Source organism: Trichococcus shcherbakoviae, from assembly GCF_963666195.1.
In the GTDB taxonomy this organism is placed as follows: domain Bacteria; phylum Bacillota; class Bacilli; order Lactobacillales; family Aerococcaceae; genus Trichococcus; species Trichococcus shcherbakoviae.
Map to the genome: position 1 here is coordinate 500052 of NZ_OY762653.1, position 15025 is coordinate 515076.

13 protein-coding genes and 1 other RNA gene are annotated in these 15025 nt (G+C 48.0%); 3 read left to right on the forward strand and 11 right to left on the reverse strand.

All coding sequences use genetic code 11. The features are described from left to right. Positions 1-25 precede the first annotated feature (25 nt). Positions 26-628 (forward strand): hypothetical protein, encoded by a 603-nt coding sequence (locus ACKPBX_RS02365; RefSeq protein WP_319995891.1) that lies wholly within the window; start codon positions 26-28, stop codon positions 626-628. 260 nt (positions 629-888) lie between these two features. Here the strand turns inward: ACKPBX_RS02365 and ACKPBX_RS02370 are convergent, their stop codons facing one another. The 3 genes from ACKPBX_RS02370 to ACKPBX_RS02380 all read right to left on the reverse strand — a co-directional run bounded on the left by ACKPBX_RS02370 (position 889) and on the right by ACKPBX_RS02380 (position 1983). Continuing rightward, positions 889-1089, reverse strand: a complete 201-nt coding sequence (locus ACKPBX_RS02370) for a cold-shock protein (protein WP_086629034.1) — start codon at positions 1087-1089, stop codon at positions 889-891. 275 nt (positions 1090-1364) lie between these two features. Further along, positions 1365-1565, reverse strand: a complete 201-nt coding sequence (locus tag ACKPBX_RS02375) for a cold-shock protein (protein WP_086629031.1) — start codon at positions 1563-1565, stop codon at positions 1365-1367. Positions 1566-1782: 217 nt separating this feature from the next. Beyond that, positions 1783-1983 carry a hypothetical protein gene (locus ACKPBX_RS02380; RefSeq protein WP_086627496.1) on the reverse strand — a complete coding sequence of 67 codons (201 nt, stop codon included), beginning with the start codon at positions 1981-1983 and terminating at the stop codon, positions 1783-1785. 318 nt (positions 1984-2301) lie between these two features. Here ACKPBX_RS02380 and ACKPBX_RS02385 point away from each other — a divergent pair, with 318 nt between their 5' ends. Then, on the forward strand, positions 2302-2436 hold the full coding sequence (locus ACKPBX_RS02385; RefSeq protein ID WP_407702583.1) for an AraC family transcriptional regulator: 135 nt from the start codon (positions 2302-2304) through the stop codon (positions 2434-2436). A gap of 69 nt (positions 2437-2505) precedes the next feature. On the opposite strand, the gene ACKPBX_RS02390 is transcribed toward ACKPBX_RS02385, so the two are convergent. Next, entirely contained in the window at positions 2506-2715 is a 210-nt protein-coding gene (locus ACKPBX_RS02390; protein ID WP_086627485.1) for a hypothetical protein, read from the reverse strand. Between the two features lie 53 nt (positions 2716-2768). Continuing rightward, positions 2769-3383 carry a YdhK family protein gene (locus tag ACKPBX_RS02395; RefSeq protein WP_319995892.1) on the reverse strand — a complete coding sequence of 205 codons (615 nt, stop codon included), beginning with the start codon at positions 3381-3383 and terminating at the stop codon, positions 2769-2771. A 265-nt stretch (positions 3384-3648) separates the two neighbouring features. Between ACKPBX_RS02395 and ssrA the strand changes: the two genes are divergently transcribed. Further along, positions 3649-4012, forward strand: a transfer-messenger RNA (tmRNA) gene (gene ssrA, locus ACKPBX_RS02400). Between the two features lie 234 nt (positions 4013-4246). On the opposite strand, the gene carB is transcribed toward ssrA, so the two are convergent. The 6 genes from carB to rnr form a co-directional block, all read right to left on the reverse strand. Then, the gene (gene carB / locus ACKPBX_RS02405) at positions 4247-7438 is read right to left on the reverse strand and encodes a carbamoyl-phosphate synthase large subunit (RefSeq protein WP_119093502.1); all 3192 of its coding nucleotides are present in this window, start codon (positions 7436-7438) and stop codon (positions 4247-4249) included. Then, complete coding sequence (gene carA, locus ACKPBX_RS02410) at positions 7431-8531, reverse strand: glutamine-hydrolyzing carbamoyl-phosphate synthase small subunit (protein ID WP_319995893.1); 1101 nt, start codon at positions 8529-8531, stop codon at positions 7431-7433. Before carA ends, carB begins: the two co-directional genes overlap by 8 nt. 343 nt (positions 8532-8874) lie before the next feature. Beyond that, positions 8875-9600, reverse strand: coding sequence for a histidine phosphatase family protein (locus ACKPBX_RS02415; protein WP_319995894.1), 726 nt, complete (start codon positions 9598-9600; stop codon positions 8875-8877). Positions 9601-9727: 127 nt separating this feature from the next. Next, positions 9728-11713, reverse strand: a complete 1986-nt coding sequence (locus ACKPBX_RS02420; RefSeq protein WP_319995895.1) for a fructose-1,6-bisphosphatase — start codon at positions 11711-11713, stop codon at positions 9728-9730. Between the two features lie 460 nt (positions 11714-12173). Beyond that, the gene (gene smpB, locus ACKPBX_RS02425; RefSeq protein WP_086627473.1) at positions 12174-12632 is read right to left on the reverse strand and encodes an SsrA-binding protein SmpB; all 459 of its coding nucleotides are present in this window, start codon (positions 12630-12632) and stop codon (positions 12174-12176) included. Positions 12633-12657: 25 nt separating this feature from the next. Further along, on the reverse strand, positions 12658-15024 hold the full coding sequence (gene rnr, locus ACKPBX_RS02430; protein ID WP_319995896.1) for a ribonuclease R: 2367 nt from the start codon (positions 15022-15024) through the stop codon (positions 12658-12660). Position 15025 lies beyond the last annotated feature (1 nt).

Consider the following 15025-nt stretch of genomic DNA (forward strand, 5'->3'; position numbering starts at 1 on the left):
ATAGGAACGAACAGGAGGGATTTTTATGAATACCAACAACATCGAAAAACAAAACAGCCACTTGGACTTGCAGGATCAAGCGGTGCAGGATATTTTCGCGCTTTATCAGGATTATCCGGAAGTGCCTTACGTTTCCAAAAAACGCGATAAGGAGGGTTGGCTGAACGCCGTCCGGATCGGGTCGGAACAGCTCGTACCCAAACGCAACATGGTCCGTTTTGAGGAAGATATCTTGCCGGGTCATCTGATTCTGTTGTGGCGCATCCAGTTCGGCACGTTCACGAACGAGAGCGGCTATCCGAAATATTTCGAATACAACTACGGCATCAACGGCCCTCAAGCGTTGGATGAGGTGATCGAAAAAGGCTATGCGGTGGAACTGTCGGCATCCGATTCGCTGGATCACCTGAACGCAGCCAGCCTAAAAGCCATCCTGAAACACTACGAAGTGGCCGGCTATTCCAAAATGAAGAAGCCGGAATTGATGGAAATCGCAAAACAGAAATTGAGCGAGGATCAGCTCGCCTCCCAGTTCCCGCTGAGGGGTTACCGCATCACTCCTGCAGGAGAAGCGATCCTGGCAAAATATCCGGAAGTCGTCGACCGCCATCCGAAGAAGAAATATTGATGGACCACAAACAAGCATCCAGAAATCGAATTCTGGATGCTTGTTTTGTGCGCGTTTCTCCGCTGAGGAGTTGCTTCATCGGAGGTCAGTTGGCTAAATGGGTTCGGATCTCCGGCCAACGCAGCCAGACCGGAGATCGTTTGGCTGATTGCGGTCGTTCCTCCGGTGAATGCTGTCCCAACCGGAGCTGGGATGACCCAAAAATTACCGAAAAAAAGAACCTGATCCGAAGATCAGGTTCCTATAAGTTTAATTTTGAATTAAGCTTTGTTTACGTTTGTTGCTTGAGGTCCACGGTTACCTTCTTCGACGCTGAAAGTTACTGCTTGTCCTTCTTCTAAAGATTTGAAACCTTCAGATTGGATAGCTGAGAAATGTACGAATACATCGTCTCCGTTTTCGCGTTCGATGAAGCCAAAACCTTTGTCTGCGTTAAACCATTTTACTGTACCTTGTTCCATAATTGAAAATCCTCCTCGTGCTATTGCACATATATCATACATTGTTGCTAACGCTACGGATCGGAATTTTCGTAATGCAATTCTTTTCTCTAACCCAACAAAATGTTAAATTCATTGTATCATGCTTAACTCAATAATGCAAATCGAAATGGCAAATAAATTCGCAATACCGCTACAATACCACAAAAATTCTTTTTTCCAACGCGCTCTTCTGGAATTTTTCGTCAAAAAAAGAACCTGATCCGAAGATCAGGTTCCTATAAGTTTAATTTGAATTAAGCTTTAGTAACGTTTGTTGCTTGAGGTCCACGGTTACCTTCTTCGACGCTGAAAGTTACTGCTTGTCCTTCTTCTAAAGATTTGAAACCTTCAGATTGGATAGCTGAGAAATGTACGAATACATCGTCTCCGTTTTCGCGTTCGATAAAACCAAAACCTTTTTCTGCGTTAAACCATTTAACTGTACCTTGTTCCATAATTGAAAATCCTCCTCGTGCGTTTTGCACTTTATGATACATTGTTGCTAACGTTACGAATCGGAATGTTTTGAAACAATTCTTTTCTGCGCTTCACAAAATGTTAAATTCATTGTACCATGGATTTTTTGATTGTGCAAGCCCTATCCTCTTTTCTTGTAGTTTCAAATGAAATAAAAAGAAGCAATCCTTTGTGGGATCGCTTCTCTCTTTTACTTTATTTTTTTTCTTTATCAAGAATTTCGGATATTTTTCTGTCGACATAATTTAAGCCCATACCCATGAAATATTCAGCCAAGTCTTCATCGCTGATATCTTTTACATCGTATCCGCCCTGTTTTCTTTTAGCGGCATACCCTTTTCTCATTTTTTCAAGCATGTCTTCAGGTAGCTCCACTTGGAATTTCTTCATTGTCATCGCAACCGCCTCCTATGTCGTTGTTAGCCTGAACGATCGGATAAGATAAAGATTCTTCCGCATTGTTCAGGTAACGCTTTCATTATACCCTTCTTTTCAAAATATATACAGAATTTTATGCAAGAAGCAGCAATATAATCGATAACTGTTATTCGAATATAGAAAAACCCTTGAAGTGAGTGGCTTTTCCAACTCTTCATTCAAAAGATGTGACAGATACCTACATGATTATCCTCTTTTCCGAGTTACCTAAGCCGATTCATCAAGATCCAGACCGAAACGCTGGTTAAGGAACTGCGCCGCAACAATGCCTGTATCCTGCTTAAGAATACCGGAACCCCGATCGAAATTATCAGCGAACAGATCGGTTACAGGAACGTCACATTCTTTTACCAGAAATTCAAGCAAGCCTATGATATGACGCCGCATGAATACCGGATGAGTCTGAATTGACCTTGCATTTCCGGGCATAAAAAAAATGACCGCGCTCCAACTAAGGAGGCGGTCTTCATTATTATTGACTTATTTTCTTTTTTTGAACAGATCCCAAATCGAGAAAGTGGCTTTTTTGTAAATCCGGTTATAGGCGGTCCTTTTGGCATCCCGGATGAGTCCCATCCCCTTTTTTCCATAGAACGGATTGGTTTTGCGCTTGATCGCCCGCTTCATCTTTCCGGTTGTCCTAGCCTTCAATGAACGTTTCAGGCTAGGTTTGCGCATCCCGAATTTCATAGTGACCAGTCCTTTCTTGCGTACAGGAATATTTCTGGATGTTCGATCAGAGGTTACGGTTCTTCAATTGGAGAAAGTTCCGATTCGGTAACCCACTTATGGTTTTTGATCGTTTCCCCGGTGACCGTATCTATGTAATCCACCATATAGACTGTAGTCGTTTCAGCCGCATCGATAGTGGCAGTAGCGCCGCTCATCCCTTCCGTGTGCTCGGCTTCCAGCATCACTTCACTGCCGACGCCTAATGGGTCTGTTCCGGCATCCATGATTTCTTCCTGGATCACCCATTGATGGTTCTCCACTCTTGGGTCTCCATTGGTTGGATCATAGGAAACTTCATAGGCAACCGTGTCGAAAGCTCCAATGATTGTCGCTTCCGCACCTTCCATGCCTTCCATATGTCCTGCCTGCATGATGACGGAATCGCCAACTTTATAAGTAGGATTCTCCGCTTCCATCAACCCTTCAGGAATTACACCGGAATCGTCATGGACCATATCCCCCATTCCTTCAGAACTGCTGACGGAAGACTCCTCAGCCATGCTTTCCATCGAAACACTCTCTACTTCGACAGAAGCTTCCTCAGTCGAAGTCTGCGTTGAACAAGCGGCCAATAATACGGTAGCCGATAGACTGAAGAAACTCATCAACAATTTTCTTTGTTTCATTTTCATCCATCCTTTCTTAATGGTGGTGCTTGTCACTTATTTATAGTTTATAGAAAATGACAGTACATTTCAAAGGATAGCCCTTTCAGAATGGCCTCGGCGATAACCAGAAAGCTTCAGAATCCCTTCGCTCCGGTTCTGGGAAGCTTCACGATTCTCTTTTTACTTGCGACAGGCTGCAAAAATATTTTGTGCATAATCCTTGCTTTTTGGAATGGATGCCGTATAATATGAAATGCAAGATAACTCTGTGCATTCCCATTACGGGGACGTTACGGATTCGACAGGTATAGGTCGAGCTTTTGATGCGCTCCGTAGGTTACGTCTACGCTAAAACGTTACAGTTAAAACAACTGACAAAACACAAAACAACACTTTAGCTTTCGCTGCTTAATTGTAGCTAGCTAAGATCCTCCTGGTATCGCCCATGTACTCAGATCAGGGTCTCAATGATGTGGGATACGCTGTGACCTTCCATCTGGAGGAATCAGAAGAGAACAATCAGATTAGCCAACAATAATGCCTGTTAAACGGCTAGTTCAAGGCGAATTCCAATAGTTTAACTATGAGCGTAGACTTGGAAGTGCCGATATGCTTGGACACGGGTTCGACTCCCGTCGTCTCCATCTAGATGAAGGCAACACCCCACAGAAATGCCGATATGAAGCGATTCATTCGACATTTCGTGGGGTGTTTTTTGTCGTTCATCAAGTTGATTGGATGAGAGAACGCAGCGGACGGCCCCTTGGACTAAGGTCTCGACTGTTTGGGTTTGTGGCCTGCATCAACTACCGACACAAACAAAAGAAAAGAGAAGCGGCCGCCTCCAATGAGGTACCCGCTTCTCTTTTCTGCTTTACAGCTTATTTACTCATGTCTTCCAATTGGAAATGGATGGTTTCCATCGCTTGCAGCAAAGCTTCTGCTGTATCCAATGAAGTCAAACATGGGATGTTGTTTTCGACTGCTTCACGGCGGATCAAGAATCCGTCGGTCTCGCTCGTCTTACCTTCCGTCATCGTATTGACAACCAAGTTGATGCGGCCGTCGCGGATGGCGTCGAGGATGTCGTTGCTGTTCTCATTGATTTTCTCAATGACGTCGACTTTGATTCCTTCTGCTTCCAAAGCTTTACCGGTACCTGTCGTAGCAACGATGTGGTAGCCTAATGAAATCAAGCGTTTCGCCAATGGGATGATTTCTTCTTTGTCTTTATCCGATACAGTCATCAATGCCGTGCCATAGTCAGGCACATTCACGCCGGATGCGATAAAACCTTTATACAAAGCTTTCGGCAAGTTGACATCTTTACCGATGATCTCTCCTGTGGACTTCATTTCAGGTCCCAGAACCGTGTCGACTTTCTTCAGTTTACTGAAACTGAAGACTGGCATCTTCACGTATACGCCTGATTTTGAAGGAACCAAACCTGTCTTGTAACCCATATCCTTCAGCTTCAGTCCTAGGATTCCTTTTGTGGCCAATTTCGCCATCGGAATACCGGTCACTTTGCTCAGGAACGGGATCGTCCGGCTCGCGCGCGGATTCACTTCGATGATGTAGACGACGCCTTCGCTGATGACGAACTGGATGTTCACCAAGCCGATGGTGTTCAGGCCTTGCGCCACACGGATCGTATAGTCTTCGATCGTTTGGATCAATTCAGGTGACAAGTTTTGCGGCGGGTAAACAGCGATCGAGTCGCCCGAGTGGACGCCGGCGCGTTCGATGTGTTCCATGATGCCCGGGATCAGGACGGTTTCGCCGTCGCAGATCGCATCGACTTCCAACTCTTGTCCGATCAGGTAATGATCGACCAGGACCGGACGTTCCGGACTGGCCACGACCGCTTCGCGCATGTATTTCTCCAGATCCGCTTGGTTGTAGACGATCTGCATCGCCCGGCCGCCCAATACGTAGGACGGACGCACCAAGACCGGATAACCGATTTCGTCGGCAACTGCGACCGCTTCTTCAACGGTCACAGCTGTCTTGCCGGGTGCTTGCGGGATATCCAAGTCGCGCAACAACTGTTCGAACAGCTTGCGGTCTTCAGCGCGGTCCAGATCTTCCAGGCTCGTGCCCAGGATCTTCACGCCGTGTTTCACCAATTTGTCAGCCAGGTTGATGGCCGTTTGGCCACCGAACTGCACAACGACGCCCAGCGGTTGTTCCAGGTCGATGATGGCCATCACGTCTTCTTCGGTCAAGGGTTCGAAATACAGCTTGTCAGAGATCGAGAAGTCCGTCGAAACGGTTTCCGGGTTGTTGTTGACGACGATCGCTTCATAGCCGGCTTCCTGGATTGCCCAGACCGCATGCACGGTTGCGTAGTCGAACTCGACCCCTTGGCCGATACGGATCGGACCGGAACCCAAGACGATGACTTTTTCGCGATCGCTCGGGAAAGATTCCTGTTCCATCTCATACGTGCTGTAGAAGTACGGTGTGAAGGATTCGAATTCGCCCGCACACGTATCCACCATCTTGAAGACAGGGACGATGCCGTTGGCTTTACGCAACGCGTAGATGTCTTCCGAAGCCATGCCCCACAATTCAGCGATGATTTCATCGCTGAAGCCGTATTTCTTCGCTTCGCGCAGGATTTCCAAGTCTTTCGGTTCAGCTGCCGCCACTTCCTTCTCCAAGTCGATGATGTGCTTGAATTTGTACAGGAAGAAGTAGTCGATTTCGCTCCATTCATGGATCGTTTCCGGTGTCACGCCGCGGCGCAACGCTTCTCCCAGATAGAAAAGACGTTCGTCGCAAGCGACTCGGATGTTCTGTTCGATTTCTGCCATCGTCACGGTCTGGCCTTGGTCTTTCGGCAAGGCCAGATGGTTGACGCCGTATTCCAAAGAACGGACGGCTTTCAGCATCGATTCCTCGAACGTATGGCCCATGGCCATGACTTCGCCAGTCGCTTTCATCTGTGTGCCGAGGGTGCGGTCGCCCTTTTCGAATTTATCGAACGGGAAACGCGGGATTTTGGAGACGATGTAATCCAAAGCCGGCTCGAAAGCCGCATAGGAAGTGCCGGTTACCGGGTTCTTCATTTCATCCAAAGTCAGACCGACAGCGATCTTCGCCGCCATCTTCGCGATCGGGTAACCGGTCGCTTTACTCGCCAAAGCCGAAGAACGGCTGACGCGCGGGTTCACTTCGATGATGTAGTAGTCGAACGAGTACGGATCCAATGCCAACTGCACATTGCAGCCGCCTTCGATTTTCAAGGCTCGGATGATCTGCAGGGAGACATCGCGCAACATTTGGTATTCTTTATCGGATAAGGTTTGGGAAGGCGCCACGACGATGGAATCGCCTGTGTGGACGCCAACCGGATCGATGTTTTCCATATTGCAGACAACGATCGCATTGTCGTTGCTGTCGCGCATCACTTCGTATTCGATTTCCTTGAAGCCGGCGATCGATTTTTCCAACAGACATTGCGTTACTGGTGAGTAACGCAAGCCGTTCGCTACGATTTCGCGCAGGTCAGCTTCATTGTGACAGATACCGCCGCCAGTGCCGCCCATTGTGAAGGCCGGACGGACGATCAGAGGATATCCGATTTCCGCTGCGAAGCGAAGCGCTTCGTCCACAGTATGGATGATGTCGCTTTCCGGAACCGGCTGATTCAATTCCGCCATCAATTGACGGAACAGATCACGGTCTTCGGCTTGTTGGATGGAACTCAATTTTGTTCCCAATAGCTCGACATTGAATTCTTCCAATACGCCTGCTTTATCCAATTCCACGGCCATGTTCAGACCGGTCTGGCCGCCCAATGTCGGCAATAAGGCATCCGGGCGCTCTTTGCGGATGATGTTCGTGATGAATTCTACAGTGAGTGGCTCCATATAGACTTTATCAGCGATTTCAACGTCCGTCATGATTGTAGCAGGGTTGGAGTTGACCAATATGACTTTGTATCCTTCTTCTCTTAAAGCCAAGCATGCTTGCGTTCCGGCATAGTCAAATTCAGCGGCTTGGCCGATGATGATGGGGCCCGAGCCGATCACTAAGATGGATTGAATGTCGGTACGTTTAGGCATGTTGTTTTCCTCCTTGGACTGCTTTCATCATATTTACAAAATGATCAAACAAGTAATTGGCATCGTGCGGTCCGGGCGCTGCTTCCGGATGGTATTGAACCGAGAAGACCGGTTTGGTTTTGTGTTTGACGCCTTCGTTCGTGCCGTCGTTCAAGGCGCGGTGAGTTGCGACCAAGTCTGTTTGGCTCAGGCTATCTTCATCCACGGCGTAGCCATGATTTTGGCTCGTCAGGCTGATTTTTCCGGTTGTAAGATCCTTCACCGGATGATTTGCGCCGCGGTGACCGAATTTCATTTTGTAGGTTGTCGCACCGCCGGCTAATGAGATCAGCTGGTGGCCTAAGCAAATACCGAACATCGGCAAGTTTTCCTGCGCGATCAATTGCTTGATCGTTTCGATTGCTTCCGGAACGGATGTCGGATCTCCAGGTCCATTGCTCAACATGATGCCGGCAGGATTGAAAGCTAGAATTTCGTCTGCGCTTGTGTTCCAAGGAGCCAGAATGACTTCGCAGCCTCTTTTCAATAATTCTGCAAGGATGTTGTCTTTGAATCCGAAGTCAAGCAAGACGACGCGTGGGCCTTCACCCGCAAATATTTTGATTTCTTTTGTTGAATTCAATTGGATTTCGTCAACCGGTAATACGTAGGCTTTCAATGATGCAACAATCGCATCCAAGTTGTCCGCATTGCTTACCATTGTGCCGCGCATAACGCCGGCGTTACGGATTTTTTTGGTGATGCTGCGTGTGTCCACGCCGTAGATTCCTGGTACATCAAAGTCCTTCAAAGCTTCATCCAATGTTTTGGTGGAGCGGAAGTTGCTTGGATGTTCCGCCACTTCATGCACGACCATCCCTTTCAAGCCCGGAAGCACACCTTCATAGTCGTCTACGTTGATGCCGTAGTTGCCGATCAACGGATACGTGAAAGTGATGATTTGGCCTGTGTAGGAAGGATCTGACAAAGTTTCTTGGTAACCTGTCATCCCTGTGTTGAATACGATCTCCCCGATTGCATCTTTTTCTGATCCGAAAGCATATCCTGGATAGCAGCTGCCATCTTCTAAAACTAAAAATCTACGTTGTTTCATGTTGTTCCTCCTGATTTCTGATTGACAAGGTACGTACCTCACTTGCATGAAAAATAGGAAAATGTAAAAAAAACACACCTATTATTGGGCGTGTTTCAACGGTTGTTTACATTAATCGTTTCACATGCCTTGTTAGCCTCTCTGTGCTAATTTAAAGACGTTCTAGCCACGCTGTATCCCGTACAGTATTGTGGATTACGTTAATTTTAGACTATCCGGACGGAATTTTCAATTGATATTTCCAAAAAATGAAAAAAAGATGTGATTTTTAATTGTTCTTGACTCTAAAATACAGAAAAACCCTTGGAAACAAAGGGTTTTGTTCCAAGGGCACTGCTTTAATTTATTTGACGTCCTCTTCGACTTTATCGGCAGGCGTCACTTTATGGACTTCCGGCTCCTGCTCATCGCCAGGCGTGAAGTCATCGACAAAATGATCGGTGCCGTTGTAGAGATCCAAGTGATAGAAGCCATCCTCATAGCGGACGACCGAAATGCTGGCATTATCCAGATGGCGGTCGATCGAGAAATCAGGAATGACGGCATGGATCATGTTGCGGATCGTCATCCCGTGGGAAACGATCAGAATGTTTCTTTCGGAATCGCGGTGCTCGCTGATCAGCTTGATCAAGCCTCGTTCGACGCGCAGCCAGAAAGTCATGTAATCTTCCGCTTCGTGGTAAGGATCCATTTCTTTCAATCCGTTCAATTCTTCGATGACGGAGCGGTGGGCATCATAATTCGGCTCACCATCCGCGCTTCCGAGGAATTTATTCAGGTTCCCCCAGGTTTCGCTCGCATCCAGCCCTTCAAAAGAGCCAAAGAAAATCTCCCTGAATTCGGGCATGGCCACCACTTTCAAATGGTCGGCATGCTGGTTTTCCTTCAAAATGATCTGTGCTGTTTCAAATGTCCTTCTCAAGTCGCTGCAGTAGACCGCATCGAACTTGACATCGCCCAAGCCTGCTCCGCTTCTCATGACGTCGCGTCTGCCTCTGGGCGTCAGTGGTGTGTCGGACCAGCCTTGCATCCGATTGTATTTATTCAGATAAGTTTCTCCGTGTCGCATAAAATAAAACGTTACTCCCTTTTTCAAGGTTAACCCGCCTCTCTCAAGCTACTTTCGCATTAGGATACTTGCTTTCCTTCTCTTATCTTAACAATTCCGGCGGCTGATTGCATCTATTTTCATGCAACTATTTGTCGCTGAGCAGATCTTCGACGATTTCACCGGATTTGTAGGCGCGCAGCAGCTGCTGCAGATCAATGACTTGTTGGGTCAGCCTCTTGCCGACATCCGTCTGCCTTACCGTCTTGCGCTCCAATTCCTTGTCGACGATGCGTCGGGTCGAAACGATGTCCTTTTCGTTTTCGATGGCATCCTGTCGGGAAGTGAACGGCTGGTGCGAAACCAACTGCATTCCGAAGGAGTTGTACAGCAGCGTATAGCCGGCCAGCCCTGTCGTATTCTGGTAGGCTTTCGAGAAGCCGCCGTCGATGACGATCAGTTTGCCGTCCGCCTTCAACGGATTCTCGCCGATCTTTTCTTTAACTGGCGTGTGACCATTGATGATATGGCCTTTTTTCGGATCCAGTCCGAATTCCTTCAGTATTTTGTAGGACAGTTCCACATTGTCGCGCTGCTCGTAATACAGGTTTTTCTTCTCAACATGAGTTTCTTTGTCGGCACAATAGAGACGCTCGAAAGTCGTCATCTTGTCCTTGCCGAACAAGGAAGAAGCTTTTCCTTCCCACAAATACCAGATCAGATCCAGGCTACGGATGTTGTGTTTCGTTGCTTCGCGGTTCAGGTAACCTCTGCGCAACACTTCCTCGTATTTGTCCAGGAGGGCTTTGCCGCTGTACTTGACGTTTGCGATCGCCATCTCCATGAAGCTGCCATCCGGATTCAGCGGCACGCAGCCGTGGAACAACAGATTGTCGTTGTAGCTCAAATACATGCTGCCTTTACTGAGAAGGAACTGAACATGCTTCTGCAGTCTTTCGGAATTCTGGAAACCGGTCATGAGTCTCTCGACAACCAGAATTTCCTCTTCGGTCAAGCGGTACGGATCAGCTGGATCGACTGTCGGGAAATAATCGCACAGCAGCGGATATTCTTTCCCATCCAACTTCACGGTTCCCTTTTCGTAATCGATGAAGTCTAGCACCATCCGATCGGCCATGTCGAATTCAGGGTGGCGTTTGATGATTTCCCCTTCGAGCTTGAATTGGATGATCGAAATGGCTTGATTCATTTTAGCGATTTGACGAAGTTCTTCCGGGAAGATTTTGTTTTCGTCCTCGGTGTTGATTTTCGGCATGAACGGTTCATAGCGATCCTCTTTGTAGACCATTTCCGCGAACGTGATCAACGGACGCAAGGAGATGCCATAAGCATCCTCGATAATTTCAAGGTTGTTGTAACGGGCCGAGATGCGGATGACATTGGCCATACAGGCTACTGACCCGCTCGCGGCACCCATCCAGAGGACATCATGGTTGCCCCATTGGATATCCAACTCGTGGCCATCCATGAAGGTATCGATGATTTTGTCAGGGAATGGGCCTCGGTCGTAGATGTCCCCGACTACATGCAGGTGGTCGACCACAAGGCGTTGGATGACATGCGAAATGGCAGCGATCAGCTCTGTCGCGCGGTCCAGGGAAATGACTGTTTTGATGATTTTTTCGTAATAATCCTCTTTGTTCGTCATAATCGTGTCTTTGAAAAGCAGCTCTTCGATGATATAGGCATAATCGGCCGGGATTGCCTTTCTGACTTTCGAGCGTGTGTATTTCGAAACGGTGAAGGCGCACAATTCCGTGATGCGCAGTAAGGTCAACGAATAAAATTCATTGATTTCCTCTTCGGAATCCAGGCTGTCCACGATCATATCGATTTTGTCTTCCGGGTAATAGACGATCGTCGCAAGCTGATTCATCTCGCGGGTGCTCAGTCTCCCTTGGAAAATTTCCCGGATTTTTTCTTTGACGTTCCCGGATCCATTCCTGAGTACATGCTGCACGGCATCGTATTCCCCGTGCAGGTCGCTGATGAAGTGCTCGGTTGCTTTCGGCAAGTTCATGATGGCTTCCAAGTTGATGATTTCGGTTACAGTTTTTGCTGCTGTCGGATATTCTTTTGCCAGCAATCGAAGATACTTGTCTTTCGTTATCATTACAATTACACCCCTACTTTTTTCAATTCACTCAGAACGGAACCCCGCAAGGCAAACGTTGCTCACAGGATTATCTTTATTTTTCCTGACAAGATGATTACTTCTATCATAGCTTGAATTAAAAAAAAATGATAGACAAGATACAAAAATTACACAATTGGTCACAATTTAGATAGTGTACCTGTCCGGGGGGTCTTGCATGGATCAAGCCAGCTCCGTTCAGGCTCCCAACTCCGGTGAGGATTGTCTCGTCGGAGTTGAGTACGGATTCCGCTGCTCTCCTCCGGCGAAGGCTGCCTCGTCGGAGTTGAGCACGGATTCCACAGCTCTCCTCCGGCGAATCCTGGCTTCGCCGGAGCTGGCGTTAACCTACCGCTACCGCCATACAGACGCTCAAACCGTAAAAAACGCGCCTGCACTCCATCAGGAATGCGGGCGCGTTCGTTATTCACATTTATGCTTATCTTTCTTTCATCGCTCTGTCGATTTCGCGTTTCATATCCTTTTGCTTCAATGCGTCACGCTTGTCATAGCTCTTCTTCCCTTTTGCGAGTCCGATGAGCACTTTTGCGACGCCATTCTTGAGGTAGACCCTCAACGGCACCAGCGTAACACCGGTCGTCTTAGTCTCCTCGATCAGGTACTTGATCTGCTTCTTGTGCAGCAATAATTTCCTGGTGCGCAGCGGATCATGGTTGAAGATATTGCCCTGTTCGAACGGGCTGATATGCACATTCTGAAGAAATACTTCCCCGTTCCGGATGCTTGCGTAGCCGTCCTTCAGGTTGATTTTCGCTTTGCGGACGGATTTGATTTCCGTTCCGGTCAGCACCATCCCGGCTTCTATCGTGTCGAGGATGATGTAATCATGGCTGGCTTTTCTGTTCTGCGCTAAAACTTTTCCTTCGCCTTTTGGCATAGTCCGGCACCTTCATTTCGTTAGCTTACTTCTTTTTGCCTCGTTCTTTTTTCCCTTTGGCTTTTTTGCCTGGACGGGAATAGAACGGCTCTTTTCCTTTTTCGGTCTTTTTGCGCTGTCCGCTGTCGCGCTCGGATTGCCGAGGATTCCGTTTTTTGCCCTTCGGAATCTTCGAACGGATCTGTTTGACCAGATCCAGGTCGCTCTGGCTCTGGGCCTTTTCCTTGTCGATGACAAGTGAGAAGTCGATTTCACGCGTGACAGGATCGGATTTTTCTACTTTGATTTTGACTTTTTGGCCGATACGGTAAATGACGCCGGTTCGTTCGCCCATCAAAAGCAGATGGCTTTCGATGTAGTTGAAATAATCTTCAGTCATTTTCGAGATATGCACGAGGCCTTCCACCGTGTTAGGCAACTGTACAAAGATGCCGAATTTCGTGACGGAACTGATGACGCCTTCGAACTCTTGGCCGACTTTGTCCATCATGAACTCTGCCTTCTTGAGCGATTCGGTTTCGCGTTCCGCATCAACCGAGCGGCGTTCCATCTGCGAACTCTGAACGGCGATATCAGGCAATTGCCCTTTCCATTTTTCAACCACCTTTGGTTCAACGATGCCTTTTCCATACGTGCGGATCAGGCGGTGGACGATCAAGTCGGGGTACCTTCTGATCGGTGAAGTGAAATGGGTATAATCTTTCGCAGCCAAGCCATAGTGGCCGACCGGTACTGCATCATATTTTGCTTGCTGCATGCTGCGCAACAGCGTGGTCGAAACAACAGCTTCGTATGGTTCATCCTTGACTTTCGCCAAAACGGCCTGCAGTTGCTTAGGTTTGACATTTTCATGCGTTCCGCTCACCAGAATTCCGAAAGTCGTCACGAATTCCAGGAAGCGCATCATTTTAGTCGGATCCGGTTGATCATGGATCCGGTAGATGAACGGCAAATTCGCCTTCGTGAAATGATGGGCGATAGTCTCGTTCGCGCTCAACATGAAGGACTCGATGAGGCGCTCGCCGACACCGCGATCCGTCACATAGATGTCCAACGGGTGGCCATTTTCGTCCACGATGATTTTCGCTTCATCGGATTCGAAATCGATGGCGCCGCGTTTTTGGCGTTTCTTCAGGAGGATCTCATGAAGGATGGCCATTTCTTCGAACATTGGCACAAAATCGCTGTATTTTTCGCGCAGTTTCTTGTCGTGGTCAGTCAAAATCGCATTGACATCGGAATAGGTCATCCGTTGTTTGGACTCGATGATGCTCGGGAAAATATCATAGGCGACCACTTCCCCATCCGCATCCAATTCCATTTCACAAGACATCGTCAAACGGTCTTCATGCGGCAACAAGGAACAGATGCCGTTGGATAATTTCTGAGGCAACATCGGCACGACACGGTCCGTCAAATAGACACTGGTGCCGCGTTCATAGGCTTCGCGATCGATTGGGGAATTCTCAGTCACATAAAAGGAAACATCCGCGATGTGCACGCCCAGCAGATAATTGCCATTATCTAGTTTCTTCAAGGAAATCGCATCATCCAAGTCTTTGGCGTCAGCACCATCGATCGTGACGATCTGTTCCGAACGCAAATCCCGTCTGCCTTCCAACGCCTCGGCAGGAATCTCCAATGGAATGCTTTCAGCTTGAGCCAACACATCTTCCGGGAATTCGGAAGGAATGCCGAACTTATAGAGAATGGCAAGAATATCAACGCCCGGTGCATCCTTGTGGCCAATTTCTTTCGTGACCAGCCCTTCCATCTTGACTGGATTCTGCGGTGTAGGGTAGCTAGTGATTTCCACCAGGCAGACACTGCCTTCAACCGGATGTATGCCTTCCGGTTTGATGTAGACAACGATACTGTTGATTTTCGTGTCCCGCGGAACAACGAATCCCAAAAAGCCGGTTTCTTCACGGCGATCGGAATCGTAAGGCACAAATTCACCGACGACTTGATTCGATTTGCGCGTCAAAACAGCCGTTACTTCAGCTTCGACTCCTTTGTCATTCCAAGGCTCCGCTTCTCGGGTGATCTTCAACTCGACCGTATCGCCGTCCATCGCGCTGCCTGTTTTGCCGCGCGGGACAAAGAGGTCACTTTCGTTCGGATCGACCGTCACAAAGCCGAATCCGCGGTCGTTGCTGCGGAAAGTCCCCGTCAAAGTGGCGCCTTGCACCTTCAGACGGAATTGCCCGGTCTTGTTCAGCAACAGGATACCTCTTTCCTCCAATTGCGCAAAAACTTTGACCAATGCTTTGAATTCTTCGGAATCGGTGTAGCCCAACGCTTCACTTACTTCCTTCAATGTCATGCTCTTTCCGGCATGCTCCTGAAAATAGGCTAGAACGTCAATTTGGATCTGATCTATCTTTCTCATA

Excerpts from the sequence above, each read along its gene's own strand:
- ACKPBX_RS02365 (WP_319995891.1), top strand. The coding sequence starts at position 26 with ATGAATACCAACAACATCGAAAAACAAAACAGCCACTTGGACTTGCAG.
- ACKPBX_RS02370 (WP_086629034.1), bottom strand. The coding sequence starts at position 1,089 with ATGGAACAAGGTACAGTAAAATGGTTTAACGCAGACAAAGGTTTTGGC.
- ACKPBX_RS02375 (WP_086629031.1), bottom strand. The coding sequence starts at position 1,565 with ATGGAACAAGGTACAGTTAAATGGTTTAACGCAGAAAAAGGTTTTGGT.
- ACKPBX_RS02380 (WP_086627496.1), bottom strand. The coding sequence starts at position 1,983 with ATGACAATGAAGAAATTCCAAGTGGAGCTACCTGAAGACATGCTTGAA.
- ACKPBX_RS02390 (WP_086627485.1), bottom strand. The coding sequence starts at position 2,715 with ATGAAATTCGGGATGCGCAAACCTAGCCTGAAACGTTCATTGAAGGCT.
- ACKPBX_RS02395 (WP_319995892.1), bottom strand. The coding sequence starts at position 3,383 with ATGAAACAAAGAAAATTGTTGATGAGTTTCTTCAGTCTATCGGCTACC.
- carB (WP_119093502.1), bottom strand. The coding sequence starts at position 7,438 with ATGCCTAAACGTACCGACATTCAATCCATCTTAGTGATCGGCTCGGGC.
- carA (WP_319995893.1), bottom strand. The coding sequence starts at position 8,531 with ATGAAACAACGTAGATTTTTAGTTTTAGAAGATGGCAGCTGCTATCCA.
- ACKPBX_RS02415 (WP_319995894.1), bottom strand. The coding sequence starts at position 9,600 with ATGCGACACGGAGAAACTTATCTGAATAAATACAATCGGATGCAAGGC.
- ACKPBX_RS02420 (WP_319995895.1), bottom strand. The coding sequence starts at position 11,713 with ATGATAACGAAAGACAAGTATCTTCGATTGCTGGCAAAAGAATATCCG.
- smpB (WP_086627473.1), bottom strand. The coding sequence starts at position 12,632 with ATGCCAAAAGGCGAAGGAAAAGTTTTAGCGCAGAACAGAAAAGCCAGC.
- rnr (WP_319995896.1), bottom strand. The coding sequence starts at position 15,024 with ATGAGAAAGATAGATCAGATCCAAATTGACGTTCTAGCCTATTTTCAG.